Origin of the sequence: Sphingomicrobium sediminis (assembly GCF_023805295.1) — a bacterium.
In the GTDB taxonomy this organism is placed as follows: Bacteria; Pseudomonadota; Alphaproteobacteria; order Sphingomonadales; family Sphingomonadaceae; genus Sphingomicrobium; species Sphingomicrobium sediminis.
In genome coordinates, this window is sequence record NZ_JAMSHT010000001.1 from 1,600,710 (window position 1) to 1,626,979 (window position 26,270).

The 26,270-nt window shown below is 63.7% G+C and carries 21 protein-coding genes and 1 tRNA gene; 14 read left to right on the forward strand and 8 right to left on the reverse strand.

Annotated elements, in window-relative coordinates:
- The first annotated feature begins 239 nt into the window (after window positions 1-239).
- The 5 genes from NDO55_RS08295 to NDO55_RS08315 are packed head-to-tail and all read left to right on the forward strand — an operon-like array spanning window position 240 to window position 5,632.
- Window positions 240-2,312 carry a S9 family peptidase gene (locus NDO55_RS08295; RefSeq protein WP_252115572.1) on the forward strand — a complete coding sequence of 691 codons (2,073 nt, stop codon included), beginning with the start codon at window positions 240-242 and terminating at the stop codon, window positions 2,310-2,312.
- A complete protein-coding gene (locus tag NDO55_RS08300) occupies window positions 2,309-3,742 on the forward strand; it encodes a hypothetical protein (RefSeq protein ID WP_252114216.1) in 1,434 nt (477 codons plus the stop codon). The genes NDO55_RS08295 and NDO55_RS08300 overlap by 4 nt, the downstream gene beginning before the upstream one ends.
- Window positions 3,739-4,143, forward strand: a complete 405-nt coding sequence (locus tag NDO55_RS08305) for an acyl-CoA thioesterase (RefSeq protein WP_252114218.1) — start codon at window positions 3,739-3,741, stop codon at window positions 4,141-4,143. Before NDO55_RS08300 ends, NDO55_RS08305 begins: the two co-directional genes overlap by 4 nt.
- A gap of 32 nt (window positions 4,144-4,175) precedes the next feature.
- A complete protein-coding gene (gene maiA, locus NDO55_RS08310; protein WP_252114220.1) occupies window positions 4,176-4,814 on the forward strand; it encodes a maleylacetoacetate isomerase in 639 nt (212 codons plus the stop codon).
- Between the two features lie 29 nt (window positions 4,815-4,843).
- Complete coding sequence (locus tag NDO55_RS08315) at window positions 4,844-5,632, forward strand: class II aldolase/adducin family protein (protein WP_252115574.1); 789 nt, start codon at window positions 4,844-4,846, stop codon at window positions 5,630-5,632.
- Here the strand turns inward: NDO55_RS08315 and NDO55_RS08320 are convergent.
- Window positions 5,602-6,351, reverse strand: a complete 750-nt coding sequence (locus tag NDO55_RS08320; protein ID WP_252114222.1) for a hypothetical protein — start codon at window positions 6,349-6,351, stop codon at window positions 5,602-5,604. The genes NDO55_RS08315 and NDO55_RS08320 overlap by 31 nt on opposite strands.
- A 64-nt stretch (window positions 6,352-6,415) precedes the next feature.
- On the opposite strand from NDO55_RS08320, the gene NDO55_RS08325 reads away from it, so the two are divergent.
- Complete coding sequence (locus NDO55_RS08325; RefSeq protein ID WP_252114224.1) at window positions 6,416-7,117, forward strand: type 1 glutamine amidotransferase domain-containing protein; 702 nt, start codon at window positions 6,416-6,418, stop codon at window positions 7,115-7,117.
- A gap of 103 nt (window positions 7,118-7,220) precedes the next feature.
- On the opposite strand, the gene NDO55_RS08330 is transcribed toward NDO55_RS08325, so the two are convergent.
- The 3 genes from NDO55_RS08330 to NDO55_RS08340 all read right to left on the reverse strand — a co-directional run bounded on the left by NDO55_RS08330 (window position 7,221) and on the right by NDO55_RS08340 (window position 9,051).
- Window positions 7,221-7,297, reverse strand: a tRNA-Pro gene (locus NDO55_RS08330).
- Between the two features lie 87 nt (window positions 7,298-7,384).
- A complete protein-coding gene (locus NDO55_RS08335) occupies window positions 7,385-8,692 on the reverse strand; it encodes an FAD-dependent oxidoreductase (RefSeq protein ID WP_252114225.1) in 1,308 nt (435 codons plus the stop codon).
- Between the two features lie 35 nt (window positions 8,693-8,727).
- Window positions 8,728-9,051 carry a polyhydroxyalkanoic acid system family protein gene (locus NDO55_RS08340; protein WP_252114227.1) on the reverse strand — a complete coding sequence of 108 codons (324 nt, stop codon included), beginning with the start codon at window positions 9,049-9,051 and terminating at the stop codon, window positions 8,728-8,730.
- Between the two features lie 57 nt (window positions 9,052-9,108).
- On the opposite strand from NDO55_RS08340, the gene NDO55_RS08345 reads away from it, so the two are divergent.
- From NDO55_RS08345 to NDO55_RS08360, 4 genes are all read left to right on the forward strand, one after another.
- Entirely contained in the window at window positions 9,109-9,795 is a 687-nt protein-coding gene (locus NDO55_RS08345; RefSeq protein WP_252114229.1) for a D-Ala-D-Ala carboxypeptidase family metallohydrolase, read from the forward strand.
- An 81-nt stretch (window positions 9,796-9,876) separates the two neighbouring features.
- Window positions 9,877-11,478 (forward strand): M28 family peptidase, encoded by a 1,602-nt coding sequence (locus NDO55_RS08350; protein WP_252114231.1) that lies wholly within the window; start codon window positions 9,877-9,879, stop codon window positions 11,476-11,478.
- A 138-nt stretch (window positions 11,479-11,616) separates the two neighbouring features.
- Window positions 11,617-14,205, forward strand: coding sequence for an ATP-dependent chaperone ClpB (gene clpB, locus NDO55_RS08355; RefSeq protein WP_252114233.1), 2,589 nt, complete (start codon window positions 11,617-11,619; stop codon window positions 14,203-14,205).
- Between the two features lie 10 nt (window positions 14,206-14,215).
- Window positions 14,216-15,670, forward strand: a complete 1,455-nt coding sequence (locus tag NDO55_RS08360) for a tetratricopeptide repeat-containing sulfotransferase family protein (RefSeq protein WP_252114235.1) — start codon at window positions 14,216-14,218, stop codon at window positions 15,668-15,670.
- A gap of 159 nt (window positions 15,671-15,829) precedes the next feature.
- Here NDO55_RS08360 and NDO55_RS08365 read toward each other — a convergent pair whose 3' ends face one another.
- The 3 genes from NDO55_RS08365 to xseA all read right to left on the reverse strand — a co-directional run bounded on the left by NDO55_RS08365 (window position 15,830) and on the right by xseA (window position 20,823).
- Window positions 15,830-18,994 carry a TonB-dependent receptor gene (locus NDO55_RS08365; protein ID WP_252114237.1) on the reverse strand — a complete coding sequence of 1,055 codons (3,165 nt, stop codon included), beginning with the start codon at window positions 18,992-18,994 and terminating at the stop codon, window positions 15,830-15,832.
- A gap of 186 nt (window positions 18,995-19,180) precedes the next feature.
- Complete coding sequence (locus tag NDO55_RS08370; protein ID WP_252114239.1) at window positions 19,181-19,399, reverse strand: DUF2093 domain-containing protein; 219 nt, start codon at window positions 19,397-19,399, stop codon at window positions 19,181-19,183.
- Window positions 19,396-20,823 (reverse strand): exodeoxyribonuclease VII large subunit, encoded by a 1,428-nt coding sequence (gene xseA / locus NDO55_RS08375; protein WP_252114241.1) that lies wholly within the window; start codon window positions 20,821-20,823, stop codon window positions 19,396-19,398. Before xseA ends, NDO55_RS08370 begins: the two co-directional genes overlap by 4 nt.
- Between xseA and purD the strand changes: the two genes are divergently transcribed.
- From purD to NDO55_RS08395, 4 genes are all read left to right on the forward strand, one after another.
- Entirely contained in the window at window positions 20,822-22,078 is a 1,257-nt protein-coding gene (gene purD / locus NDO55_RS08380) for a phosphoribosylamine--glycine ligase (RefSeq protein ID WP_252114243.1), read from the forward strand. The genes xseA and purD overlap by 2 nt on opposite strands.
- A gap of 82 nt (window positions 22,079-22,160) precedes the next feature.
- Window positions 22,161-23,891 carry a vWA domain-containing protein gene (locus tag NDO55_RS08385; RefSeq protein ID WP_252114245.1) on the forward strand — a complete coding sequence of 577 codons (1,731 nt, stop codon included), beginning with the start codon at window positions 22,161-22,163 and terminating at the stop codon, window positions 23,889-23,891.
- On the forward strand, window positions 23,888-24,328 hold the full coding sequence (locus tag NDO55_RS08390) for a hypothetical protein (RefSeq protein WP_252114247.1): 441 nt from the start codon (window positions 23,888-23,890) through the stop codon (window positions 24,326-24,328). Before NDO55_RS08385 ends, NDO55_RS08390 begins: the two co-directional genes overlap by 4 nt.
- A gap of 9 nt (window positions 24,329-24,337) precedes the next feature.
- Window positions 24,338-24,841 carry a hypothetical protein gene (locus NDO55_RS08395; RefSeq protein ID WP_252114249.1) on the forward strand — a complete coding sequence of 168 codons (504 nt, stop codon included), beginning with the start codon at window positions 24,338-24,340 and terminating at the stop codon, window positions 24,839-24,841.
- Here NDO55_RS08395 and NDO55_RS08400 read toward each other — a convergent pair.
- Window positions 24,838-26,175 (reverse strand): hemolysin family protein, encoded by a 1,338-nt coding sequence (locus NDO55_RS08400; RefSeq protein ID WP_252114251.1) that lies wholly within the window; start codon window positions 26,173-26,175, stop codon window positions 24,838-24,840. The two genes, NDO55_RS08395 and NDO55_RS08400, sit on opposite strands and share 4 nt — an antisense overlap.
- Window positions 26,176-26,270: the final 95 nt, after the last annotated feature.

The window sequence follows — 26,270 nt, forward strand, 5'->3', positions numbered from 1 at the left end:
AAAGAAACTCCGGATACTGACGGCCAGGACGCGGCCCTTCGCGTCAAGCGATACACCAGTGCGCTCGTTTGTCGAGATGCGTCTTGCAGGCCTCGCCTTGCGCTCTAGGATGCGCGGCACACATTGGAAGGACCCATCCACCCATGAAGAAGATCGCCACTGCTCTGGTCGGCATTTCCCTCGGCTTAAGCGCCTGCACGACGACCGACAGCCCTTCTGAAACCGAAGAAAGCTTTTCCATGCCCCCAGCACCGATTGCCGAACAGCGTCCCTACAGTTTCACCACGCACGGCATCACGGTCGAGGATCCGTATCACTGGCTCAAGGACCAGTCCTATCCCAAGATCGATGACGAGGACGTGCTCGCCTATCTCAAGAAAGAGAACGCCTATTTCGAGGCGTGGAAGGCCCCGCACGAAGCGATGATCGAAAGTCTCTTCGAGGAGATGAAGGGCCGCATCAAGGAAGATGACAAGTCGGTACCGGTAAAGGATGGCGACCATGTCTACTGGTCAGAATTTGCGCCCGGCACGCAATATCGCCTGTGGTATCGCAAGCCCGCGACCGGCACCGCGGCAGACGCCAAGCCCGAAGGCGGCACGCTTCTCTATGACGAGAACAAGGCTGCCGAGGGCGTCGAATATTTCCGTCTGGGCGCCATGTCGATCAGCCCCGACGGCAAGCTCATGGCCTATTCGACCGATACGAGCGGCGCCGAGCGTTACACGCTCAAGATCCGCGACATTGCGACAGGCAAGGATCTCGAGACCATCACCGAAGTCTCGATCGGGCAGCCGGTCTGGACCAACGGGTCGGACGGCATCGTCTATACGGTCGTCAACGACAATTGGCGCTCCGACAAGGCCTTCTTCCACAAGCTTGGCAGCGAGCCTGCGGATGACGTCCTGCTCTATGAGGAAACCAAAGACCCGGCCTTCACCGTCGGCGTCGGCAAGTCGACCGACGAGAGCCTGATCCTCCTCCAGACCGGCGAGAATAGCTCGGACGAAACCTATTTCACGTCCGCCGACGATCCCACCCAGCCGCTCAAGCTGGTCAAGCCACGCGCGCCGCTCCAGCAATATGATGTCGATGCGGCGCACGGAAAACTGTGGATCGTGTCCAATCACGAACACGTGAACTTCGCGCTCTACAGCGCCGATCCTGCAGATGCGGACAGCTGGGAAACGGTGATCGAAGGCTCGGACAGCTTCTACCTGCAGGGCATCGACAGCCACCGCGACCATATGCTGGTCGAGGGCCGCGTCGATGGCTTGGACCAGCTTTACCTGCGCGATTATGCCAGCGGCGCGATGGAGCGCCTGCCCTTTGCCGAGGAAGCCTATTCGGCAAGCTTCGGCGGTAATCCCGAATATGCCCCCGACGCCTATCGCGTCGGCTATTCCTCCATGGTGACGCCGGGCACGACCTACGATTACCATCCCGCCGACAAGCGGCTCGAAGTGCTGAAGGTGCAGGAAATCCCCTCTGGCTATGACGCCGATCTCTACACGGTCGATCGCCTGATGATCGAAGCGCGCGACGGCGCGATGGTCCCGGTCAGTGTCATGCGCCGAAAGGATTTCGACCTCGACCAAACGGGCAAGCTCTTCGTCTATGCTTATGGCGCTTACGGCTATGCCATTCCGCCGGGCTTCTCGACCGCACGCCTGAGCCTCGTCGATCGCGGCTACGCCTATGCCATCGCGCATATTCGCGGCGGCGACGACATGGGGAAGCAGTGGCACCTCGATGGCAAGCTCGACAAGCGCGAAAATACGTTCAACGACTTTGTCGACGTGACCAAGGGCCTCATCGATGCAGGCTATGCCAAGGCCGGCAATGTCGCCGCGCAGGGCGGCAGCGCGGGCGGAGAATTGATGGGCGCGATCGTCAACCAGGCGCCCGAACTGTACGGCGCGGTCGTCGCCGACGTGCCCTTCGTCGATGTCCTCAACACCATGCTCGACGACACGCTCCCGCTCACCCCTGGCGAGTGGAACGAGTGGGGCAACCCGATCGAAAGCAAGGAAGCGTTCGAGACGATCCTTGCCTATTCGCCCTACGACAATGTGACCGCACAGGATTATCCCTCGATGCTGATCACCGGCGGGCTCAATGATCCCCGCGTCACCTACTGGGAGCCGGCCAAGTGGACCGCCAAGCTGCGCGCCACCAAGACCGACGACAATCTCCTGCTCATGAAGATGAACATGGGCGCCGGTCATGGCGGCAAGTCGGGACGCTGGAACAGCCTCTACGAGACGGCCGAGGCTTATGGCTTCGTGCTCGACCAGCTGGGGAGCGAATGACGCGCGGCCTCGCTTTTGTTGCCATGTTGATGGCGGGGGCAGCTGCGGCTGCCCCCAACCCGACCGAGCGCGCCAAGCCGGGCAGTCCGGAACCGGTCATGCGCGCCGAAATCCGCGACATGCCGCAGGCCGGCATCTACCGCGTCGGCATGACCTTGTCCGAGGATGCACCGGTCTGGATTTTCCTGCGCTCGGGACTAGCGCGCGGCAGCGATGCGAGCTGGCGACCCGAGGGCTGGACGGTCCTTACCCCCGGCGTCGAACTGACCCGCATCGGGCATCATGACGCGCTGATCGCCAAGGATGGCGGCGACCTGCCGCGCAATATCGTCATCCAGTTCCGGCCCTATACCGGCCTTCTCGAAGCCGACTACCAGCCGGCCATGGACCTGGGCGACGGATCGGTGGCGATCTTCTCCGACCATTTCACCATGCGCCCGGCGCCCTCCATCGCCGCCGTGCAGCAACTCGGCCAGGACTGGACCCCGCTGCCCGACTATGAAGGCGGCCACCCGGTCGTCAGCTTCCGTGGCGACGGCTTCTTCGACGGCAGCGACTATCCGGGCCGCTTCTCGCTGGAAGAAGCGTCTTACGTGATCCATGGCGATATCGTGCCGACGGTCGGCCCCTACATGTCGACCATCATCGATGCCGAGTTGCCTACATGGCTCGGCACGCAAATCGAGGCCGAGACCCCGCAAGTGCTCGATTTCTACGCCGAGCGCCTCGGTCCGCACGAAAGCGGCACGCCCGAATTGCTCATCTCGTGGAACGGGCCGACGCCCGGCACCTCCAGCCTTGGCGGCAGCGTCATCGGCGACCAGATCGTCATGCAGATCGAAGGCGACATGCTGGTCGAGGAATCGCGCGGCCTCGGCGCCAATGCGCGCCAGTTCATCGCCCATGAAAGCGCGCATTTCTGGCTCGGTAACCTCGTTGATTATGGTCGCCCCGGCGATGCCTGGTCGACCGAGGGCGGCGCCGACTTGATGGCCCTTCGCGCCGGCGAGGCGATCGACCCCGAGGTCGGCCCCCGCTTTGCCGCAGCTGTAAAACAACAGGCCTGGGGTAGCTGCCTTCAAGGCATCGAAGGCGGCCCGCTCGCCACCGCGCCCGAGCGCGGCTTGCACAGCAGTTTCTATGGCTGCGGCCTGCTCTTCTCCCTCGTCGCCGAAAAGGCTGCCCAAGAAGCCGGCGGCGACTTTTTTACCTTCTGGTCGGACCTCATCGAGGCCAATCGCGAGGGCGGCACGGTGAGCGCCGAAGAATGGATCGCGCATTACGAGGCGATCGGCGGGTCCGCTGCCGCAGCCGCCTTCATGCGCACCATCGCTTTCGACCGCGGCGGCGACTTCAACACGCTCTCCGCCTTGCTCGCTTATGCTGGAGTCAGCAGCCCGGCCGGCCCTCGAGCGGCGCCGTCATCATGACCAGTCCCGTCTTCGAATTGAGCCTCACGGCCAAGGCCGAGCAAATCGACGAGTTGGGCCACGTCAACAATGCCGAATGGGTCCGCTGGATCCAGGAGGTGGCGACTTCGCACTGGTATGCGGTTGCCGACGAAGCGCTGGCCGAAGCCGTCTTCTGGGTCGTGATCCGGCACGAGATCGATTATCTGCGCCCGCTCCACGAGGGCGAGAGCGTCATCGCCCGCACCTGGATCGACGAAGAGGTGCGCGGCGCCCGCTCGAACCGCCACATGGAATTTGTCGGCGAAGACGGCAAAACGCTCGTCCGCGCGGTCACCAACTGGGCGATGATCGACAAGGCAAGCGGCCGACCCGCGCGGGTCCGCAAGGAGCATATCGCGCCCTTCCTCGCCAAAGATTGACGGGCGCGTAACGAGGTTGCAGTCTGCAACCCATGCGCGACGTCATTCTCCACGATTATTTCCGGTCTTCCGCCGCTTATCGCGTGCGGATCGGGCTCAATCTCAAGGGCGTCGCCTATGAAAGCTGCAAGGTCGATCTGGCCGCCGGCGCGCAAAAGGACGAGACCTACAAGGCGCTCAATCCGCAGGGCTTCGTTCCGATGCTCGAGATTGACGGCCATCGCCTGACGCAAAGCCTCGCCATCCTCGATTATCTCGACGCGACGCGGGGCGATCCGCCCTTCGTGCCCGATGATCCGGCCGACCGCAGCCACGTCCTCGCCATGGCGACGATCATCGCCTGCGACATCCATCCGCTCAACAATTTGCGCATCCTCAAATATCTTAAGGGCAAGCTGGAGCTGTCCGAGGACACCAAGGACGAATGGTATCGTCACTGGGTCCGCGAGGGCTTCGATGCGCTGGAAAAGCTGGCGGCCCCGCGCGCCGGCACCTTCCTGTTCGGCGATGCGCCGACGCTGGCCGACATCTGCCTGGTGCCGCAGCTCTACAATGCGCGCCGTTTTTCGGTCCCGATCCACGATTATCCGCATTTGCGCCGCGCCGGCGAGACGGCATGCGCGCACCCGGCCTTCGCCGCCGCGCATCCCGACCTTCAGGAGCAACATTGATGAACCGTGCCGACACGCTTTCCGCCGCCATGAAAGGCGCGCAGCCGATCGCGAGTAGCGACATCCCCAGCCTTGAAGGCAAGGTGTCGGACGAGGAATGGGACGCCCGCGTCAATCTTGCCGCGGCCTACCGCATGGTCGCGCATTTCGGCTGGGACGACCTCATCTTCACCCACCTTTCGGCCCGCGTGCCGGGGCCCGAGCATCACTTCTTGCTCAACCCCTACAACCTCATGTTCGAAGAGGTGACCGCAAGTTCGCTGGTGAAGGTCGACCAGAATGGCAATGCGGTCGACGAGACGCCCTTCATGACCAATCCCGCAGGCTTCGTCATCCATTCGGCCATCCATATGGCGCGCGAGGATGCGCATGCCGTCATGCACCTGCACACGCCCAACGGCATCGCCGTCTCCACCCACAAAGACGGCCTCCTGCCCCTCACCCAGCACGCCATGTTGCTCGGCGAAGATATTGGCTTTCACGAATATGAGGGTGTCGCGGTCGACATGGAAGAGCGCGAGCGGTTGGTCGCGGACCTCGGCGACAAATCGATGATGATTTTGCGTAATCACGGCACGCTCGCCACCGGCGGCAGCGTCGGCGAATGCTTCATCAAGCTCTATTATCTGGAAAAGGCCTGCGAGATGCAGAACCTCGCGCTCGCTGCGGGCGAGGCCAATCTCAACAAGCCGCCGCAGGGCGCGCCCGAAATCACCGCGCAGCAGGGACAGGCGGGTCTAGGCATTGTCGCCAACATGCTGGCATGGCCGGCACTGCTCAGGAAAGCCTACCGCCTCGACCCCTCGTTCGCAACGTAATCGGCAAATTCGTCCGGCGCGACCCAGAAGGCGCGCGCCATCGCGATCGGGATGCCGGCTTCGTCGTGGATGACGCTGCCCGAATGGAATTTGCGCCCGTCGCGCATGATCGGCCAACCCGTCACGGTCAGCTTCTCGCCCGGTTGGGGCCGTCGTTCAATGCGCGGCGCGAAGCCTGCGAGTAGGGCCGGAATATCGATAAGCCCGGTCGCGAAATAGGACGGGCAGTCGAGCGCGGCGCAAAAATAGCGCACCGCCACCAGGCCATCATCGTCTGCAAGATCGGGGCGCGGCACCCAATGGTCTGCCGCCAGATGAGTCGCCGGATCGCAGCCCGTGAGTAGGTGCAGCGCGTCATCCGGATCACGCTTGGGACCGCAGACGAAGCAATTGGGCGCCATATGCTGATCGACGGTCGGAAAGCTCCCGCGCGCCGCCTCGATCGCCTCTGCGCCAGGCGGTGACGGGAGCGGATCGAGATCGAGCGGTTTGCCCAGCGGCTCGCCCTCGACCAGCAATCTGTCACCATCCATCAAGCGCGCGCCGCTTCCGTCACGGACCAACGTCAGGGGTATGTCGAGCGGGGTGGGCGCCTTCAGCCTGATCTTGGCGGGGCCGCCGATCGCCTCGGCGACGAGGCCGGACACATAGCCGCCATTTCCCATTCCGTCCGGTCCCTGGAACCGGCTATCGACAATGATCGGATCGCTGCTGTGCATGCATGCGTTGTAGGGGCGAAGACGCAATGCGTCACCCTCATCAATTTGTCCGGGAGACACCCCAATGAATATCCTGATTGTCCTCACCAGCCATGACGAACTTGGCGATACGGGCGAGAAAACCGGTTTCTGGCTCGAAGAGCTTGCCGCGCCCTACTACACGCTCAAGGATGCCGGCCACACGCTGACGCTCGCCAGCCCCAAGGGCGGCCAGCCGCCGCTCGATCCGCGTTCCGATGAAGAAGATTCGCAGACCGAAGCCACGCGCCGCTTCAAGGCGGACCCCGAAGCACAAATGCAGCTGTCGACCACCAAGGTGCTCGCCGACATGGATACGAGCAATTTTGACGCGGTCTTCTATCCGGGCGGCCACGGCCCGCTCTGGGACCTCGCGGAAAGTGCCGACAGCAAGCGCATCATCGAAACGACGTTGCGTTCAGGCAAGCCCGTCGCCTTGGTCTGCCACGCGCCCGCCGTCCTCAAGAATGTCGAGAGCGAGGACGGTTCGCCCATCGTGAAGGGCCGCAAGGTCACCGGCTTCACCAACGAGGAAGAAGCCGCGGTCGAATTGACCGATGTCGTGCCCTTCCTCTTGGAAGACGTGCTCAAGGAACAGGGCGCCCAATGGAGCGAAGGCGGCACCTTCCAACCCCATGTCGTCGCTGACGGCCTGCTCATCACCGGCCAAAACCCCCCGTCGAGCGCACCCACGGCCGAAGCGCTGATGAAAGCGCTCGAAGCGAAACGGGAATATGCCGACGCTTAAAGGCTAGGTTGCGGGAAACTCGGCTCACCATCCGGTGGCGACCATCTTTCGAGCAGGCGCAATTCGTCCCCCGGACGAATTGATACAAGCCTGCTTGAAAAAATGGTCGGGGAGAGAGGATTCGAACCTCCGGCCCCTGCCTCCCGAAGACAGTGCTCTACCAGGCTGAGCTACTCCCCGACTGATGCTCGAAACGCATGATGCGCGGGGCAAGGGCGAAGCGCTCCCTAGCGACCTCTTGCCCCCCATGCAAGCGGATAAGCGCCCCTAGTCGTCCAGCAGGTCGAGCATGTCCTGCACCGCCACGAACTTTTCGCGCGGGCTGCCCTCGCGCGCGGCGGCGGTTTCGGCCGCTTCGATCTTGCGCCAGTCGGTGAAGCTGGTGGCCGCCACATCGCGATGGTCGAGCAGGTCATCGAGTGCCGCGCCGCCTTTTTTGCCGCCATCGCTGCCGGGCGGCATGGCTTCCTCGATCTGGCCTGCGACCTCGTAGCCGTCGGGACGATTGGTGCCGATCGTGCCGGTCGGCCCGCGCCGTGCCCAGCCGACGGCGAAAAAGCCGTCGTCGATGCGGCCATCCTCGTTCAAGTACCGCCCGCGCCGATGATCGTAGGGCACGCCTGGAATGTGCGGGCTGGAATATCCGATGCAGCTGACGACAAGCCCGGCGGGCACATCATATTTCTCGCCCGTCCCGCGCGCACGACCATCTTTGTCGATATGGGTGCGCTCGACCCGGACGCTTTGCGCCTTGCCATCGCCCTCCACGCGCACTGGTCGCGCGAAGAAGTCGAAGATGATGCGCTTGGGCTTGTCCCACGTCTCCGCCGCATAGCCGCGCAGCAGACCCACCGATTTGGCGAGACCGCGATCCTCAAGCCCCTCATCGGCGGATTCCGGTGGAAAATCGGCAGGATCGACGATCGGCGCGGCCGCATGGAGGTGCCCCAGTTCGCCAAGCTCCTTGGGCGTCATCGCGACCTGATGCGGGCCGCGACGCGCGAGGATCGTAATCGTCTCGATGTCGCTGCGGAGCAATTCCTGCAACGCATGTCCGACAATGTCGGACCCTTCGAATTCATCCTCGGTCTTCGACAGGATGCGCGCCACGTCGAGCGCGACGTTGCCTGCGCCGATGACGACGGCACTTTTCGTATCGAGCGGCGGGTCGAGCTCGGCAAAATCGGGATGACCATTATACCAGCCGACGAAAGCCGCGCTGCCCATGACGCCCGGCAGGTCCTCGCCGGGAATGCCGAGCTGGCGGTCATGCGGCGCGCCGGTCGCCATCACCACGGCATCATACATGTCCCGCAATTCGTCGACCTCGACCGCATCCCCGACGGCAACATTACCGACGAAGCGCACATGCGCTCCTTCGGCGACCTTGTCGTAGCGGACCGAGACTTTCTTGATCGACTGGTGATCGGGGGCGACGCCGAAGCGGATGAGGCCGTAGGGTACCGGCAGCTTGTCGATGATGTCGATCCGCGCGTTTTCGCCATAGGCCTTGGCCAGCGCCTCCGCGGTGTAGAATCCCGCCGGGCCCGACCCGACAATGGCGAAATGACGCATATTCGACACCCCTCGCTGTTGCGTCAGAAGCTGTATCAGTCCTTGGAATGATCCTCCAGCAGGACTTCCTGGCCATGTTTGCGAAAGGCGCTTTCGAAGGCGTCGCGAAACATGCCGAGCAAGGGCGGCAGGTCGATCCGGCATTTCACGAGGGCATCCTCGACGTCGATGGCAGCGACCACTTCCTGCCCCATCGCCGAGATGGCGAGACGCAAATGGTCGTCGGTCCAGTCCTCCTGGACGTCGGCGACGCCGCCCGGAATGAAACCAGACAACTTGTGCATGTTGCCGGCAATCCGGCGCTTGGCTTCGGCCTTGCCGAGCTGGTGCGGCAATTCCACTTCTATCGGTGCGCTCATGCCTCTAAGGCTAGGGACGTGATGGGTATGCGCGCAATAGGGCTTCGACGGTTGGCCATGCTGGGGTTCCTCGGACTGGCCCTCAACGCGCCATCGTCCGCGCTGCCGCCCGAGGCGTCGGTGCGCATGTTCGATCCCGCCACCCCCTATCTCAACGAGGGCCAGAGCGAGCAGGCGTTCCAAGGGTGGCTGCAAGCCAGCCCGGCGCGCGCCAGCCGGGTTGCGACGTTCGAGGCCTATCTCGAGGCGCGCGGCGTCGGCTCGGTCTTCCCGAGCTGGCAATTGCTGCGCACGGCCTCGTCCTGGCGCGATTGCGGCGCTGCACCGTTCGAAGTGCCCCCCCGCCAATCCTGGGACGAATTGGTCGAGACGCTCGACCTCGTGCGGGACGTGGTGATCCCCAATTTGGGGCAGGTCGAGCCGCTCTCAGGCTATCGCAATCCCTATCTCAACAATTGCGCCGGCGGCAGCAGGGCATCGGCGCATCGCGGCGGTGCGGCGCTGGACCTGGTGCCCGTAATCCAGATCGAACGCGTCGACCTGATGCGCCGCCTGTGCATCCTCCACGGCGCCTATGGCCGCGAGCGCGAGTTCGGCCTTGGCGTCTATGCCGGCATTCGGTTTCATGTCGATGCGTCTGGTTATCGAAGCTGGGGCCTCAATGTCGCCGAGGGCGGCCGCGCCTGCGAATGGGCGCTGGAACGGCGCGAGTCAGCCCGGGTCGAAAGCGACGAGGTCGACTAGCCGCAATTCGTCGAAAACCGGGTTGAATATGGGACCCGTCCCCGCCAGCATCGCACGGTAATTTACCCGGGGATTTATCACATGAAGTTTTTCGTAGCGCTGGTCGCCGCCAGCAGCCTTGCTTTCTCGTCCGCGACCGACTGGGTCGCGCCGCAAGCCTCGCAGCGTATCGAGGCCGATACCGTCACCCTCGCCGCCGACGATATGGAAGGTCGCAAGACCGGCACCGAGGGCTATGCCCGCGCTGCCGACCATGTCGAACAGCGCATGCGCGAAATCGGGCTTGCCCCGGGCGGGTTCAATGACACGTATCGCGAGCCGGTGCGCCTGCATCATATCGCGGAAGATACCGAACTGGCCGCCAGCTTTACGGTCGACGGCAAGACCTATGAGCATGGCGACAATGCCATCATCCGCGTCGACCCGCTGCGTGCGCCGATCCGCGGCACGACCGGCCTCGTCTTCGTCGGTGACGGCTTCGATGCCCCCGAATATGGCGGCTCGAGCTATGCCAATGTCGACGTGCGCGGCAAGGTCGTCGTCGCGATGGTCCGCGATACAGAGGGTCTCGAGCCCGATGTCGGCGCCCATCTCGGCAGCGCCCGTGCCCGCATCGCCGCGCAGAATGGCGCGGTGGGCTTCATCAGCATCATGCCGCGCGGCATCCCGGTCTTCGCCTGGCAGCGCTACATGGACTATTTCAACGGCGAACGCTTCCTGCCGGAATATGACAGTCAGGCAGGCCTCGCATTCGCCGCCTCGATCCGTCCTGAAGACGCCGCCGCCCTGTTCGACGGCTCGGGCACCAGCCTCGCCACGCTCGAGCGCAAGCTGAAGGCCAGCGGTCGTCTCGACAGCTTCGCGCTCGACCCCAATGTCAGCGTCGACCTGTCGGCCCCGGCCGCCGAGATCGTCTCGAGCGATACGGTCATCGGGGTCATCGAAGGCAGCGATCCCGAGCTTGCCGACGAGATCGTCGTCGTCACCGCGCACCTCGACCATATGGGCGTGGACGAGGATCGCAGCGGCGACCAGATTTTCAACGGTGCCTATGACAATGCGGTCGGCGTCGCCTCGATCCTGGAAAGCGCCCGCGCCATCCTGGCCCGCGATGAAAAGCCGCGTCGTTCGATCGCCTTCGTGGCGCTCGCTGCCGAGGAACAGGGCCTGTTCGGCTCGCAGCAGATGGCCAAGCGCGGCACGATCGCCGGCAAGACCATCGTCGCCAACGTCAATCTCGACATGCCCATGCTGTTCGGAGACTTCGACCAGGTCATCGCCTTCGGCGCGCATCACAGCGATATTGGCGATGCGGTCAACGAAGCCGCCCGGGCCATGGGCCTCACCCAGGCCGAAGATCCCGATCCCGAGCAGGCCTATTTCGTCCGCTCCGACCATTACAGCTTCGTGCTCGAGGGCGTGCCCTCGGTGATGATCGACCCGTTCAATGCAGCGAAAAAGGCCGAGGCCGATCGCTTCATGGGCAACCATTATCACAAGGTCAGCGACGAAACCGATCTCGACATCGACTATTATGCGGCCGCGCGCTTCGCCGAAATCGGCGCGCGCGTGACCTATACGCTGGCGATGGAAGACGAGGCGCCGGAATGGAAGGAAGACAGCTATTTCGGCAGCTGGGCATCCTGGGTCCGCGCGATCCGCGCGGCGCGTCAGGGAGGCTGATCGCCCGCCCTTCGGGTCGGGCGCGCTTCGACGAGCGCTCCCGACCCATCGACAAAAATCGCCCACCGCCTCTTGTGTGACGAAAAGGTCACACCATATCGCCGGAAACCCGAGGATTTTCGTTGAGGGGCGGACAAGATGGATTTGGAAAAACTGACCGAACGCGCGCGCGGCTTCCTCCAGGCAGCGCAGACCATTGCAGCGCGCGAAAATCACCAGCGCATCACGCCGGCGCATTTCGTCAAGGCGTTGCTCGATGACGAGCAGGGCATGGCCGCCGGGCTGATCGCCAAGGCCGGCGGCGATGCGCGCATGGCCCGCAAGAATGTCGACACGCTCGTGGCCAAGGAGCCGAGCGTCACCGGTGGCGGCGCCAGCCAGGCCCCGGGTGTCGACGGCAACACGATGCGCCTCCTCGACCGGGCGCAGGAAGTCGCCGAGAAATCGGGCGACAGCTATGTCACGGTCGAGCGCGTGCTGCTCGCCGCCGCGATGGGCAAGGATGATGTCGCCGAAGCCCTCAAGCAGGCTGGTGTGACTGCGCAAGGCCTCAACAGCGCAATCGAGGATCTGCGAGGCGGCCGCACTGCCGACACGCAAAATGCCGAGGATCGCTACGACGCGCTCAAGAAATATGCCGTCGACCTCACCGAGAAAGCCAAGTCGGGCAAGCTCGATCCGGTCATCGGCCGCGACGAGGAAATTCGCCGCACCATCCAGGTGCTGGCGCGGCGCACCAAGAACAATCCAGTCCTCATCGGCGAACCCGGCGTCGGCAAGACCGCCATCGCCGAAGGCCTCGCGCTACGCATCGCCAATGGCGACGTGCCCGACGGTCTCAAGGACCGCACGCTCGTTTCGCTCGACATGGGCGCCCTCATCGCCGGTGCGAAATATCGCGGCGAGTTCGAGGAGCGCCTCAAGGGCGTGATCGACGAGGTGAAGCAGTCGGACGGGCAGATCATCCTGTTCATCGACGAGATGCACCAGCTGGTTGGCGCCGGGAAAACCGACGGCGCGATGGATGCCGGCAACCTGCTGAAACCGGCCCTGTCGCGCGGCGAGCTGCACGTTATCGGCGCGACGACGCTCGATGAATATCGCCAATATGTCGAGAAGGATGCCGCGCTCGAACGCCGCTTCCAGCCCGTCATGATCGAGGAACCGACGGTGCCCGACACCATCTCGATCCTGCGCGGCCTCAAGGAAAAATACGAGCTTCACCACGGCGTGCGCATTACCGATGCGGCGCTGGTGTCGGCGGCGACCCTGTCCAATCGCTACATCACCGACCGCTTCCTGCCCGACAAGGCCATCGACCTTATGGACGAGGCCGCCTCGCGCATCCGTATGGAAGTCGAATCCAAGCCCGAAGAAATCGAGAGCCTCGACCGCCGTATCATCCAGCTGAAGATCGAACGCGAGGCGCTGTCGAAGGAGAAGGATGCGGGCTCGAAGGACCGTCTCGGCAAACTCGAGAAGGAGTTGGCCGAGCTGGAAGAACAGTCGGCCGAGCTGACCCAGCGCTGGCAGGCCGAAAAGGACAAGATCGACGCCGAAGGCGACCTCAAGGCCGATCTCGATGCCGCCCGCATCGAGCTCGAACAGGCGCAGCGTGCCGGCGACCTCGCCAAGGCAGGCGAGCTGCAATATGGCCGCATTCCCGAGCTCGAGAAGAAGCTCGAGGAAGCCAGCGCCGCCACCGAGGGCGCGATGCTGCGCGAGGAAGTGACCGACGAGGACATCGCCTCCGTCGTCAGCCGCTGGACCGGCGTTCCCATCGAGAAAATGATGGAGGGCGAGCGCGAGAAGCTGCTGCAGATGGAAGAGCTGCTGGGCAAGCGCGTCATCGGCCAGAAGGAAGCCGTCGATGCGGTGGCCAAGGCGGTCCGCCGCAGCCGTGCAGGCTTGCAGGATCCCGGCCGTCCGCTGGGCAGCTTCCTGTTTCTCGGGCCGACCGGCGTGGGCAAGACCGAGCTCACCAAGGCATTGGCCGAATTCCTGTTCGACGATCCCACTGCAATGGTGCGCATCGACATGAGCGAATTCATGGAGAAGCATAGCGTCGCCCGCCTCGTCGGGGCGCCTCCGGGTTATGTCGGCTATGAAGAAGGCGGCAAGCTCACCGAAGCGGTGCGCCGCCGCCCCTACCAGGTCGTCCTGTTCGACGAGGTCGAGAAAGCCCATGGCGACGTCTTCAACATCCTGTTGCAGGTGCTCGACGACGGGCGCCTGACCGACGGGCAAGGTCGCACGGTCGACTTCACCAATACGATCATCATCCTCACCTCCAATCTCGGCAGCCAATATCTGGCGCAGCAGGAAGAGGATGCCGATCCCAAGGTCGTCGAGGACCAGGTCATGGAAGTCGTGCGCGGCCATTTCCGCCCCGAATTCCTCAACCGCCTCGACGAGATCATCCTGTTCCACCGCCTGTCGCAGTCGCACATGGGGCCGATCGTCGATATCCAGCTCAAGCGCCTCCAAAAGCTCCTGGACGACAAGAAGATCGTCATTGAGCTGACCGACGCCGCGCGCGCCTGGCTTGGCCGTGTCGGCTACGACCCGGTCTATGGCGCGCGGCCCTTGAAGCGGGCGATCCAGAAGTATCTGCAGGACCCGCTCGCCGACGAAATCCTCGCCGGGCGCGTCCATGATGGCATGACCGTGAAGGTCGATGAGGGCGATGGGCAACTGACCATTGTTGGCGGTGACGAAGCGGCCTAGAAGGCGGTTCATGAATCAGAACCAATCGACCGTCGCGCAGGCCGTTGACGCCCTGAAGCAGGGCGCGCGCAACAAGGCCGTCAATCTCCTCCAGAAGGATCTCGCAGAAGGGCCTCGCAGCGGTGAGCGCTGGGCGAGCGTCGAACGTCTCGCCACGCAGATCGGCGAGATCGACATCGCGCTCGAAGCGGCGCGCCGCTTTGCCAAGACGCAGCCCATGCGGCTCGAACGCGTGCTGCATTATTGGGGCTCGCTCGCAGCGCATGGCCGCGCCGACCTCGTCGTCAAGGAAGCTGCCAAGCTGCCCGACAATGTCCGCGCGCAGTCGCATGTCCAGCACCTGCTGGGTACGATCGCGACCAACCGCGGCGACACCGAGGCGGCCGAGACGCACCTGCGCAACGCCATCAAGAACAGCAACTTTGCACCGTTCAGCTGGTTCGCGCTGGCGATGATCAAGACGTTTAGCGCGGACGATCCCGATCTGGCCGCGATGGACGCGCTGGAAGAGCAGGCCAAGCAATTGCCTGCCGATCCGCGGTCGCGCTTTGCCTATGCGCGCGCCAAGGCGCACTTCGACGCCGGCAATATCGACAAGGCGATGGAGCTATATGGCGAGGGTGCAGCGCTGCGCCGGACCGTCGAGAAAATGGACCTCGACCAGATGGAGAAAGCCGTCGATGCGCTGCTCGACGCGTGGGACAGCGACGCCATCAAGGCGCTGACGCCATCCACGCACAAGGGCTCGCGGGCCATCTTCGTCAACGGCTTGCCCCGTTCGGGCACGACGCTTGTGGATTCGCTGCTCAACGCCCATTCGAAGGTGGATGGCGGCGCCGAGATCAATCTCGTTCGCCCGGCACTCCTTCCCGTCGGCGGCGTCATGCCGCAGGCGGCCAAGGGCTTCGAGACGCGTCACTCTGGCGATGACCCTTGGGGCCATCTCGCCGAGAAGTACGAGAACTTGCTCGAGCAACGTTTCGGCAAGGGCGGTCATGTCGTCGACAAGACCCTGTTGCAGGGCCAGATGGTGCCCTTGCTCTTCCAGATGCTGCCCGACGCGCGGATGATCTGGCTGCGCCGTGATCCCGAGGACATGGCCTGGTCGACCTATCGCAACTATTTCGCGAGCCCCGTGCCGTGGAGCTGGTCGTTCGAGGACATCGCCCGCTACTACAAGATCGAGGATCGCGTGCATGCCAAGATGGCCGCGCTCTTCCCCGAGCACATCCTGACCGTGCAGTATGAAGAACTGGTCCAGGATCCCGAAACGTGGATCGGCAAGATCCTCGATCATGTCGGCCTGGAGCATGAAGACGGCATCGCCGACTTCCATCGCGCCGATCGCGACGTCCAGACGGCCAGTGTGGCGCAGGTGCGCGAGCCGATCAGCGCTAGCAAGATCGGCCAGGCCAAGGCTATCGACACATGGCTGGAGCCGTTCCGCAAGGTCTATAACGGCTAGCGCTTCCCAGCAGTCGAACAAGCAAAGGGCCGCCCGGTGATGTACCGGGCGGCCCTTTCTTTTTGGCGCACATTCTCGCGCCCAACCTTCACGCAAAAAGAAAGGGGGCGGGCCGAAGCCCACCCCCCTCTTTTTGGCTGTCGCCTTTTAAGCCGAAGCTTAGAAGGTGACGTCGATGCCGAACCGGAGGCTCCGCGGGGCCTGGTAGCCCGACGGGAGGTCGTAGTTCGGGTTGGCGATGACCGAGGTCGGTTCGCCATCAGCATTCGACGTCGCGATGTCGCGGTCACCAAACTCGTTACGCTGCGTGACAGCCTGCGAGTTCAGGACGTTGAACGCGTTAACCGTGAAGGCGATCTGACGATCGTTGCCCATATCCCAGTTGTAACGCGCCGACAGGTCGAGCGTGCTGACCCAATCGGTCTCCGACGCGGTACCGCGCTGGATGCCCTGCAGGCCGCAGAAGTTCGACGCCGCACCGTAGAGGTTACCGAACACGTCGGTCGGGTGGAAGCCGAAGCAGCTCAGCGGACGCGGGCTGTCAACCGACAGGTTCGCACCGATGACCAGGCCTTCGAGCGGCTGATAGGCGCCGAAGAGCTTGATGCGGTGGGTACGATCGTTCGGCAGACGGCCTTCGGCGAAGTCGACGAAGCCCGGCTGGTCGAAGTCCTGCGTGATACCAGCGTCATCCTGACCGAAGTCGGACTGGACGTAGCCTTCGGTGTTACCGTAGCTGCGCGACCAGGTGTACGAACCACCCAGGCTCCAGCTGCCGTCCCACGGACGGTTGAAGGTGACTTCAACAGCGTCATAGGTACGGGTGGCTTCGCCGTAGGGCAGGTCTTCCGCCGCGAAGGTCACGATTTCACAAGCACGCGGGTCGGTATCGCACAGCGCATCACCGTCGAGCAGGACCGTGAGGTCGCCGCCGATGTTGTAGGTGGTGTACTGGTGGAAGCCGGTCCAGATGCTTTCGCAGCCGACGATGCCCACTTCTTCGCAATACTCGAGAACGACGATGTCGATCGCGGCGTCTTCGGCCGTACGGTCGAGGTTGCGATGGATGTAGGCGATACCACCGGTGAACGAACCGAAGTCGTGCTCGTAACCGATGATGTATTCCGACTGCTTGGTGGCTTCGAGGTTCTCAGCGAACGCAGCCTGGCTGTCCGGAACCGAACCGTCACCGGTCACGCGGCAGGTGTTGCCACCAGCAGCGTTCGGGTTGAGGCGGAACGGGCAGGGCGAGCCATAACGGCTGTCGACCGCGTCGGTGATCTGGTTGCCCGAGAAATCGGGAACCGTGACACCGCCGACCGTCTGGAAGCCTTCGAAGTCGAAGCGCTCACGGAAGAAGAACTCGGTACCGGCAAAGCGGAACGCCGTGTTCGAAGCAACCGGGAGGTAGTACTGGCCAAAGAAGCCGTACAGCTTGCCTTCTTCATTGTCCCACAGGTCGTAGGTGAAGCCGAGACGCGGCGCGATGTTGTTGTCGAGCTCCACGAAGGTCGAACCGTCGGCCTTCTTCAGCTTGAAGTCGTCGCGACGCAGACCGAGGTTCAGCGTCAGACGCTCATTCACCTTCCACTCGTCCTGGATGTAGAACGCCTGGTTCACACCGTCGAACGCACCACCCGAGTTGAAGTAGATCTGATCCTGGACCAGGCCCACGCTGCCGTCCGAACGACGACCCGGGAAGATGATGTAGTAGATGCCCGCACCGCCGACACCGGCGTTGTAAGCTTCCGAGGTGATGAGGTTGTTAGCGAACAGGAAGTCACCGCCGTTGTAGATGGTCGCACGCGACAGCGTGGTCTCTTCAACGTCGAAGCCTGCACGGATGTGGTGCTCACCGAGGACGTCGAAGTACAGATCGACGTCACCACGATAGAACTTACGCTCGGTTTCGTACGGAGCGGTCGTGCTGGTCGTGGTCTGGTTGCCGACGAACGAACCATCCGGAACACCGTTGACGGTCTGACCCGAGAAGTTGACGTACGGCGGTTCGGCAGCAGCCGCACCGAGCGCAACGTTGTCGAAGCGGTCTTCCATCTTACCGTAGGCAGCCGAGACGGTCAGCCAGTCGGTGAAGTTGCCGGTATACTTACCGACCCAGTTGACGCCACCGAAGTTGAAACGGCCGGTCTCGCTGTAGCCACCGATCGAGAAGCCATCGGCAGTCTCAGCATAAGGCGCACGGGCCTGCTGGGTCTGGCGACGGGTGTCGAAGATGGTGAATTCGAGGTGCTGGCTGTCGATCGGATATGCATCGACCTTAACACCCCAGAACGGGTCGTTCTGGATGTTGCGGGTCGAGAAGCTGTTCGGACGGCTGACCGTGCGGCTCTCGCTTTCGCGGAACTCGATCAAACCATAGACGAACAGGCGATCCTTGATGACGGGCATGCCGGCTTCGAGGACGGCCGAGTAGCTCTGGGCATAATCGGCTTCACGGTTCGTGGTGTTTTCACAGGTGAACGTCGTGAAGGTGTTGTCGTCGTAGTTGCAGGTCTCGAAGTCCTTACCGGTCGAACGACCCCAGTCGGGCGACCAGTCGAGGTGGATACCACCGAAGAATTCGTTCGAACCCGACTTGGTGACGGCGTTGACGATACCACCGGTCGCACGACCGAATTCGGCCGGATAACCGCCCGACTTCACTTCGACCGAACGATACATGTCGAACGGCACGCGAGCCGAACCCAGGTAGTTGTCGAAGTTGGTGATGTTGAGGCCGTTCACGTAGTAAGCGTTCTCAGCGACCGACGAACCACCGATCGAGGCGAGGTTACCGAAGGCCGAGTCACCCTGGGTCGTGCCCGGGGCGAGAAGAACGACCGACGTCAGGTCGCGGGGAAGCGGAACGCGCGTGGTCAGCTCTTCGACGTCGACGTTAAGGCCCAGCGTAGTGCCCTCGAAGTCGTTAATGAACAGACCGGTGCCGGTGATGACGATCGGATCGCTCGCGAGCGTGATGTCACCGACGGCGTTCTGCGAACCGAGAAGACGGAAGTCTTCGGCGCGGTAAACTTCTTCACCGCCCTGCATCACGGTCAGGGTGTAGGTGCCCTGCGGCACGTTACCGAAGCGGTAGTTACCGCTCGAGTCCGAAACCGTCGTACGGCTCTGACCCTGGTTACCGACCAGCATGATTTCTGCGCCAGCGACCGGGGCACCACCTTCATCGGTGACCGTCCCGCTCAGCTGCGCGTTGGTAAAGTCCTGTGCGGCCGCCGGGGCCGCGGCGATAAACGAACCTGCCGTTCCCGCCCCCAGGAGCGCAAGAGCCGAAGCCGTTGCGCGCAAAGTAGCTTTCTTCATTAATATATCTCCGTTGAAATCGAGTGGGATATCCCCGCCCAAAATTCCCCGCAGGTGCACAAACACGCCCACGTGATTCTCGGTGTAGAGGGAGAACCCCCCGGTCTGTAAAGGAAAGAGCGGGGGCGTAACGGCTTTTGTTACCGACCTGTGTCACTCATGCCACAGGGGTGTGCAGCCGCATTTTTAGCCCTGAATGCCGCCCTTTGCGCGCTGTTCGGCGGCAAGGCTCGCCGCGGCGTCGACATAGGCTTCCTGGCGCTCGACCGACCAATATTTGAGTTCGGCGAGCGGGATGATCGTTCCGGTAACGGCACAACGTACATGGTCGCCATGGGCGATCAGGCGAAAGGTGCCGTCCCCATAGTGAATGCGTGCTTCGCGTCCGCCGCCCATCAACATCATGCGTCTCCGTTGTCGCCCGTATCGAACAGGCCGCGTTGGCCTTCGGGCGTCTTGGGCGCTCGATAGGATGTCTTGCGGCGCGGTGCAACGGGTGCGGAAGGCGGTGTCTTGCCGGCGGGAACCACATCGGCCGTGCCATCGCCGAAGTGCAGGGTAAGCGCATCGGCAGCGCTCGCCTGCTTGGCCGTCGTCACCACCGAATCGCCCGCCGTCACGCGGGCATAGCCGCGCGAGAGCGGTCGGTCGGGATGGACGAGCTTGGCCATGTCCCACTGCGCGGTGAGCCGCTCGGCCCGCCGGTCGATGGCCTGATCGATGAGGCGCCGGTCGAGGCGGCCCGCAATGCCGGCCAAGTCGCCGCGTGCGCTCGAGGCGCTGCTGACCAGACCGCGCTGGAGGCGCCTCGACATCTCATCCAGCCGCCGGGTCGGCTCCTCGACGAGGCGTGTCGGGGCGGGCCAACGGTCGGTGAGGCTTTGCTGGCGTTCGGCCATGCGATCGAGCTGGCGACGCAGGGCGCCGGCCGCACGCTCGCCCTGTTCGCCGATCCAGCCGCGCAATTCGGCCAGCACCGGCACCGCCATTTCCGCAGCAGCGGTCGGCGTCGGCGCGCGCTTGTCGGATACATAGTCGATGAGGGTCGTGTCGGTCTCGTGCCCCACCGCGCTGATGAGCGGGATGGAACAGGCGGCGGCGGCGCGCACCACGACTTCTTCGTTGAAGGCCCACAGATCCTCGATCGACCCGCCCCCGCGCGCGACGATGAGAAGGTCGGGACGCGGCACGGGGCCATCTGACGTCATGGCGTCAAAGCCATTGATCGCCGCTGCGACCTGTCCCGCCGCGCTCTCACCCTGCACCTGCACGGGCCAGAGGATGACACGGGTGGGGCAGCGGTCGTGGAGCCGATGGAGGATGTCGCGGATCACCGCGCCGGTCGGCGAGGTGACGACCCCGATGACCTTGGGAAGGTAAGGCAGCTCTTGCTTGCGCGCGGCATCGAACAGGCCCTCGGCTGCCAGCTGCTTCTTGCGTTTCTCGAGCAGCGCCATGAGCGCGCCCTCGCCTGCCAATTCCAGGCTGTTGACGACGACCTGATATTTGGAACGGCCGGGATAGGTGGTGAGCTTGCCGGTCGCGACGACCTCGGCGCCATCCTCGGGCGCGAAAGCGAGGCGCTGCGCCTGGCCGCGCCACAGCACCGCATCGATCACCGCATCCTCGTCCTTCAAGGCGAAGTAGCAATGGCCCGAAGCAGCCCGTTTCCAGCCGGAAATCTCGCCGCGCACTCGGACATTGCCGAACGCGCCCTCGACCGTGCGCTTCAATGCCGCAGACAATTCGCCGACGCTTTGCGCGGGCGCATTGTCGCCAGCCTTCTCGCTCGCTAACAGGCCTGAAGATGTCGGATCGGGAGAGACCATGAAAATCCTGCTTTTGGGTTCGGGCGGACGCGAAGATGCGCTGGCCTGGCGGCTTTCGCAATGTCCCAGCTGCGAGCAACTGGATGTCGCGCCTGGCAATCCCGGCATGGAACGCTGGGCCGATGCGCGGCACGATCTCGATCTGGGGGATCTGAACGCCACGATCAAGCTTGCACAAGACCTGGGCAGCGATCTCGTCGTGGTGGGCCCCGAAGCGCCACTCGTCGATGGGCTCGGCGACATGTTGCGTGATGCGGGCATTGCCTGCTTCGGCCCCGACAAGGAACCGTCACAGCTGGAAGGCTCCAAGGGCTATACCAAGCGCCTGTGCGCCGAAGCCGGCATTCCCACCGCGGCCTTCGACGAAGTGCGCGGCATGGAAGCGGCCTGCAAGGCGCTCGACCGCTTCGGATGCCCGGTCGTGGTCAAGGCGGACGGGCTCGCCGGCGGCAAGGGCGTCACCGTCGCGATGAGCCGCGACGAAGCCGAAAAGGCGATCGAAGAGGCAGGCGATGCGCCGCTGGTCATCGAGGAATTCCTGGAGGGCGAAGAAGCCAGCCTGTTTGCGCTGGTCGACGGCGAAACCGCAGTGTTCCTAGCATCCGCACAAGACCATAAGCGCGTCGGCGAAGGCGATACCGGGCCCAATACGGGCGGTATGGGCGCCTACAGCCCCGCACCGGTCCTGACCGACGAGTTGGCCGAGCAGGCGATGCGCGATATCGTCATCCCCACCGCAAAGCATCTTGCCGACAAGGGCCATCCCTATCGCGGCGTTCTTTATGCGGGCCTGATGCTGACAGAGGACGGGCCCAAGCTCATCGAATATAATGTCCGCTTCGGCGATCCCGAATGCCAGGTCGTGATGCCGCGCATTGCCGGCGACCTTGGCGAGATCCTGATGGCGGTGGCGACAGGCAAGCTCGCCGAGGCCGACGATCTTGCGCTGGAAGACGCGCATGTCATGACCGTCGTCCTGTGCGCCAAGGGCTATCCCGCCAGCCCCGCCAAGGGCGGCACGATCTCCGGTATCGAGACCGCCGAAGAAAATGGAGCGATCATCTTCCAGGCCGGCACGGCGCATGGCGAGGACGGCGCGCTGGTCGCCTCAGGCGGGCGGGTCCTCAACGTCACCGCAGCCGGTGCCGACCTCAAGGAAGCCCGCGATGCGGCATATGTCGCGCTCGACAAAATCGACTTTGCCGACGGCTTCCACCGCGGCGACATCGGGTGGCGCGAGCTAGAGCGACATTAAATTTCCGTTCATCGAAGACTCAGCTTGCTCCTGCGATCCCGGGGATGTTGATACATTATCACATCTAAAAAGGGAGCGCGTAATGAAGACGGATCATTTGCTTGCCTTCGCCGCCGGTGTCTCGCTGGCCCTGACCCCCACCGCCGCAACGCCGGCCTTGCCTGCAGCGATGTCCGCCAGCATGGCGCACCCCGAAGACGGTATTCATCCCAACGTACGTTGCCGAACCGATGATCGCGGGCACGAAGTCATGATGATGGCCTCCGCGCCGCCCCCTTCGCCGCCGCCGCCGCCTGCACCACCGCCCCCTGTCATGGCCTCGCCCAGCCGCATGGCGCCTGCGGACATGGCCATGACATCGCCGCGCCCGCAGGTCCTCCAGTACGAGCCGGTCCGCGACACCGAGCGCTACGAAGGCGAGGAAGTCTCCGACGTCATGCGCGTCGCCGACAGCCCCGTCTCGACCTTCTCGGCCGATGTCGACACGGCGAGCTATTCCAACGCCCGCCGTTTCCTGATGGATGGCAACATGCCGCCCTCGGCCTCGGTCCGCACCGAAGAGTTCCTCAACTATTTCCGCTACGATTATCCGCTGCCCGAAAACCGGCTCCAGCCCTTTTCGGTCAGCCTCGATAGCGCGATCACGCCTTGGAATATTGATACCCACCTGATGCGCGTCGGCATTCGTGGTTACGACCTGCCGCGCGCCGATCGACCGGTCGCCAACCTCACTTTCCTGATCGACGTGTCGGGGTCGATGTCGAGCGGGGACAAGATCGATCTCGTCCGCTACTCATTGAAGCAACTTGCCGAGCGGCTGCGTCCCGACGATCGCGTCTCGATCGTCGTCTATGCCGGCGCATCGGGCCTCGTCCTCGAACCCACTGCCGACAAGGATGCGGTGCATGCCGCGCTGGACTGCATGCGCGCAGGCGGGTCGACCGCCGGTGCCGCCGGCCTCGAACTCGCCTACCAGACCGCACGGTCGAGCTTTGTCGAGGGCGGGATCAACCGCGTCATCCTGGCCACCGATGGCGATTTCAATGTCGGTATCACCCAGGATGACCGCCTCACCGACTTCATCGAGGCGCAGCGCGACAGCGGCATCACGCTGACCGTGCTCGGCTATGGCCGCGGCAATCTCAATGACTCGATGATGGAAAAGCTGACCAATGCCGGCAACGGCAATTACGGCTATGTCGACAGCAAGATGGAGGCCGACAAGATCCTCGGCCAGGAATTATCCTCGACGCTGTTCACCATCGCCGGCGACGTCAAGTTCCAGGTTGAGTTCAACCCTGCCGTCATCGCCGAATATCGCCTTATCGGCTATGAAAATCGCGCGCTGGCCGAAGAGGATTTCGACAATGATGCGGTCGATGCCGGCGATATTGGCGCAGGCCACCAGGTCACGGCCCTCTACGAGGTCGTGTTGGTCGGGCGCGAAGGCTGGCTGCCCGAACGCCGCTATGGCGAGGCATCGCCCCGCACGCCCGACTGGGGCGCGGAAGCCGCCTATGTGAAGCTGCGCTACAAGCTGCCGGGCGAAGACGAATCGCGCTTGCTGCAGCAGCCGTTGATGGCCAGCGAGCTACGCGCTGCCGCCGTGCCGGTCGGCGACTTCGCCTTCCAGGCCGCCGTCGCCGCCTTCGGACAGAAGCTGCGCGGCGACGAGATGCTCGCGCGCTTCAGCTACGGCCACATTCGCGGCCTCGCTGGCTCGCAACGCGGTGCCGATCCGTGGCGCCAGCAATTTGTCGAACTGGTAGCGCTTGCAAGTGACCAAGGGAGCATGCCAGACGGGGCCAAATGAAGCCTCGCATCGCCCTCCTCCTCGGCATCCTGCTCACCATTACGACTGCTGCCCTGTGGCACGGTCCGGTTGGCAATGCCGGGGCGCGTATCGTTTCGGAAACCGAGACGGTCGCCCGCATCAATCTCGAATATTTCGAGATGGAAGAAATCACGCCCTTCATGGAGCGCGATCCGCTCGTCCGGCGCCTCTGGCTGACCGGCGAGGCCGACGATTTCCAGCGCCGGGAGCTCGCCCGCATTCTCAAGGGCATCGAGACGATCGAGGACGTGCAGTGGGTCCAGCCCGGCGTTCGTACGGTGCGCGGGGAACCTCTCCTGCCGCTGATCGTCGAGGCTGAGTTGCTGGGGCTTGCCGGCTTCGGCCTTGGACTCATTCTCGGATACGCGCTGGTCCGGTTGCGTCGGCGCCAGCGCGATCCCAACCGCTATATCTAAGGGACAAACATGCAGACCCTGCTCGAACAATATTGGCCGGTCATCGTCGTCGCTGTCGTTATCGGCATCATCACCGCCTTCTTTCTTTTCCGCCCCAAGCAATCAGTGCGCCTCAGCGATGACACGCCGGCACGCCCGCACATGGCAGGCGTGGAGGATGGCCGGTCGAAGGAAGGCAAGACGGTCGTCGATGCCGGCGCTGCGGGGCTCAGCGACGAGCTCGGCCAGTTCATGCAGGCCGAGATTCACGAAGAGCTTCCCGGCGCGACTGGCGAACCCGACAACCTGCGGCAGCTGAAGGGCGTTGGCCCCAAGCTGGCGCAGACCCTGAACGGCATGGGTCTCGTGCGCTTCGAACAGATCGCCAAGCTTTCGCCGTCGCAGGTCGAAGCGATCGACAATCAGCTGGGCAGCTTCAAGGGCCGCCTCACGCGCGACAAGGTCGTCGAGCAAGCCGATTATCTCGCCCGCGGCGACGTCGACGGCTACGAAGCGAAGTTCGGCAAGCTCTAGTCGGTCTTGGTGTCCGGCGCCGGCTTCTTGCGGCGCTTCTTCGAGCGGCTCGCGATCAGCTTGTCTATCTTGCGACCGTCCATGTCGACCACTTCGAAAATCCAGCCCTGGAAGGCGAACTTCTCGCCTTCTTCGGGCAGGCGCCGCAGCACGTCGAGGGCAAGGCCCGCGGCGGTCGAATAATCGCGATCGTCGCTGAGCTTGATGCCGAGCTTCTCGACCAGCGTCTCCGCATTGGTCGCGCCCGAGACGAGCCAGCTGCCATCCTCGCGCTGCTTGAGCGGCTCTTCTTCGTCCTCGTCGTTGCGGAACGTGCCCGCCAGCGCCGTGAGGATCGAGCCCGGCGTGACGATGCCGTCGAGATGACCAAATTCGTCATGCACGAGCGCGAGCGGCACATCGGCCTCGCGCAGCACGTCGAGCGCGTCCATGGCATCCATCAAGTCGGGAATGATCGGTGCCGGCCGCGCCAGCGCGGTGAGGTCCAGCGCATCGCCGTCAAGCATCGTGTCGAGCAGGTCGCGCGCCGAAACGATGCCGACAATATCGTCGATCGACCCATTGGCGACCGGCAGGCGGCTGTGCGGTGTATCGGCCAGTTCTTCGCGAATTTCCTGTGCCGTCGCCTTGGCCTCGAGCCAGTCAATCTCGGTGCGCGGCGTCATGATCTCGCGCACCGGGCGGTCGGCCAGACGCACCACCGAAGAAATGATCGCTCGCTCGGATTCCTCGAGCACGCCCGCCGTCTGGGCTTCGGCGACGACGAGGTGCAGTTCTTCGGCCGTGACCGACTGATCGCTCTCGCGCTTGAAGCCGAACAGGCGGAACAGCCCGCTCGAACTGGCATCGAGAATCCATACGAAGGGCGCAGTCAGCTTGGACAGGAAATGCATCGGCCGCGCCAGTACCGCAGCGATCGGCTCGGGATTACGGAGCGCCAATTGCTTGGGCACCAGTTCGCCGATGACGAGGCTGACATAGGTGGTGAGCACGATGACGAGGCCGAACCCGATGGCGTCGGCCGTATCGCCGGCAACGCCCAGCAATTCGATCCGCTCGGCCACCGGCTGTCCGAACGTGGCGCCCGAATAGGCACCCGCCACGATCCCGATGAGGGTGATCCCGATCTGCACCGTGGAGAGGAAGCGTCCGGGATCGCTCGCCAGCTCGATAGCCCGCGCCGCGCCGGTCGATCCGCCATCCGCCAGTGAGCGCAACCGCGCTGTGCGCGCCGACACGATGGCGAGTTCGCTCATCGCCAGGACGCCATTGAGGCTGATCAGCGCGAGAAGGACGAGGACATCGAGCCAGGGAAAGGGGGAAGGTGCGTTCATTATGCTTGCTTCCATTCCCTTAGCCGCAAGCGCGGCAAGACGACAAGCATGCACGTTCAGCCGTGGGAAATATGCAGGGGTCCAGCGCTTTCCAC

Excerpts from the sequence above, each read along its gene's own strand:
- NDO55_RS08295 (WP_252115572.1), top strand. The coding sequence starts at position 240 with ATGCCCCCAGCACCGATTGCCGAACAGCGTCCCTACAGTTTCACCACG.
- NDO55_RS08300 (WP_252114216.1), top strand. The coding sequence starts at position 2,309 with ATGACGCGCGGCCTCGCTTTTGTTGCCATGTTGATGGCGGGGGCAGCT.
- NDO55_RS08305 (WP_252114218.1), top strand. The coding sequence starts at position 3,739 with ATGACCAGTCCCGTCTTCGAATTGAGCCTCACGGCCAAGGCCGAGCAA.
- maiA (WP_252114220.1), top strand. The coding sequence starts at position 4,176 with ATGCGCGACGTCATTCTCCACGATTATTTCCGGTCTTCCGCCGCTTAT.
- NDO55_RS08315 (WP_252115574.1), top strand. The coding sequence starts at position 4,844 with ATGAAAGGCGCGCAGCCGATCGCGAGTAGCGACATCCCCAGCCTTGAA.
- NDO55_RS08320 (WP_252114222.1), bottom strand. The coding sequence starts at position 6,351 with ATGCACAGCAGCGATCCGATCATTGTCGATAGCCGGTTCCAGGGACCG.
- NDO55_RS08325 (WP_252114224.1), top strand. The coding sequence starts at position 6,416 with ATGAATATCCTGATTGTCCTCACCAGCCATGACGAACTTGGCGATACG.
- NDO55_RS08335 (WP_252114225.1), bottom strand. The coding sequence starts at position 8,692 with ATGCGTCATTTCGCCATTGTCGGGTCGGGCCCGGCGGGATTCTACACC.
- NDO55_RS08340 (WP_252114227.1), bottom strand. The coding sequence starts at position 9,051 with ATGAGCGCACCGATAGAAGTGGAATTGCCGCACCAGCTCGGCAAGGCC.
- NDO55_RS08345 (WP_252114229.1), top strand. The coding sequence starts at position 9,109 with ATGCTGGGGTTCCTCGGACTGGCCCTCAACGCGCCATCGTCCGCGCTG.
- NDO55_RS08350 (WP_252114231.1), top strand. The coding sequence starts at position 9,877 with ATGAAGTTTTTCGTAGCGCTGGTCGCCGCCAGCAGCCTTGCTTTCTCG.
- clpB (WP_252114233.1), top strand. The coding sequence starts at position 11,617 with ATGGATTTGGAAAAACTGACCGAACGCGCGCGCGGCTTCCTCCAGGCA.
- NDO55_RS08360 (WP_252114235.1), top strand. The coding sequence starts at position 14,216 with ATGAATCAGAACCAATCGACCGTCGCGCAGGCCGTTGACGCCCTGAAG.
- NDO55_RS08365 (WP_252114237.1), bottom strand. The coding sequence starts at position 18,994 with ATGAAGAAAGCTACTTTGCGCGCAACGGCTTCGGCTCTTGCGCTCCTG.
- NDO55_RS08370 (WP_252114239.1), bottom strand. The coding sequence starts at position 19,399 with ATGATGTTGATGGGCGGCGGACGCGAAGCACGCATTCACTATGGGGAC.
- purD (WP_252114243.1), top strand. The coding sequence starts at position 20,822 with ATGAAAATCCTGCTTTTGGGTTCGGGCGGACGCGAAGATGCGCTGGCC.
- xseA (WP_252114241.1), bottom strand. The coding sequence starts at position 20,823 with ATGGTCTCTCCCGATCCGACATCTTCAGGCCTGTTAGCGAGCGAGAAG.
- NDO55_RS08385 (WP_252114245.1), top strand. The coding sequence starts at position 22,161 with ATGAAGACGGATCATTTGCTTGCCTTCGCCGCCGGTGTCTCGCTGGCC.
- NDO55_RS08390 (WP_252114247.1), top strand. The coding sequence starts at position 23,888 with ATGAAGCCTCGCATCGCCCTCCTCCTCGGCATCCTGCTCACCATTACG.
- NDO55_RS08395 (WP_252114249.1), top strand. The coding sequence starts at position 24,338 with ATGCAGACCCTGCTCGAACAATATTGGCCGGTCATCGTCGTCGCTGTC.
- NDO55_RS08400 (WP_252114251.1), bottom strand. The coding sequence starts at position 26,175 with ATGAACGCACCTTCCCCCTTTCCCTGGCTCGATGTCCTCGTCCTTCTC.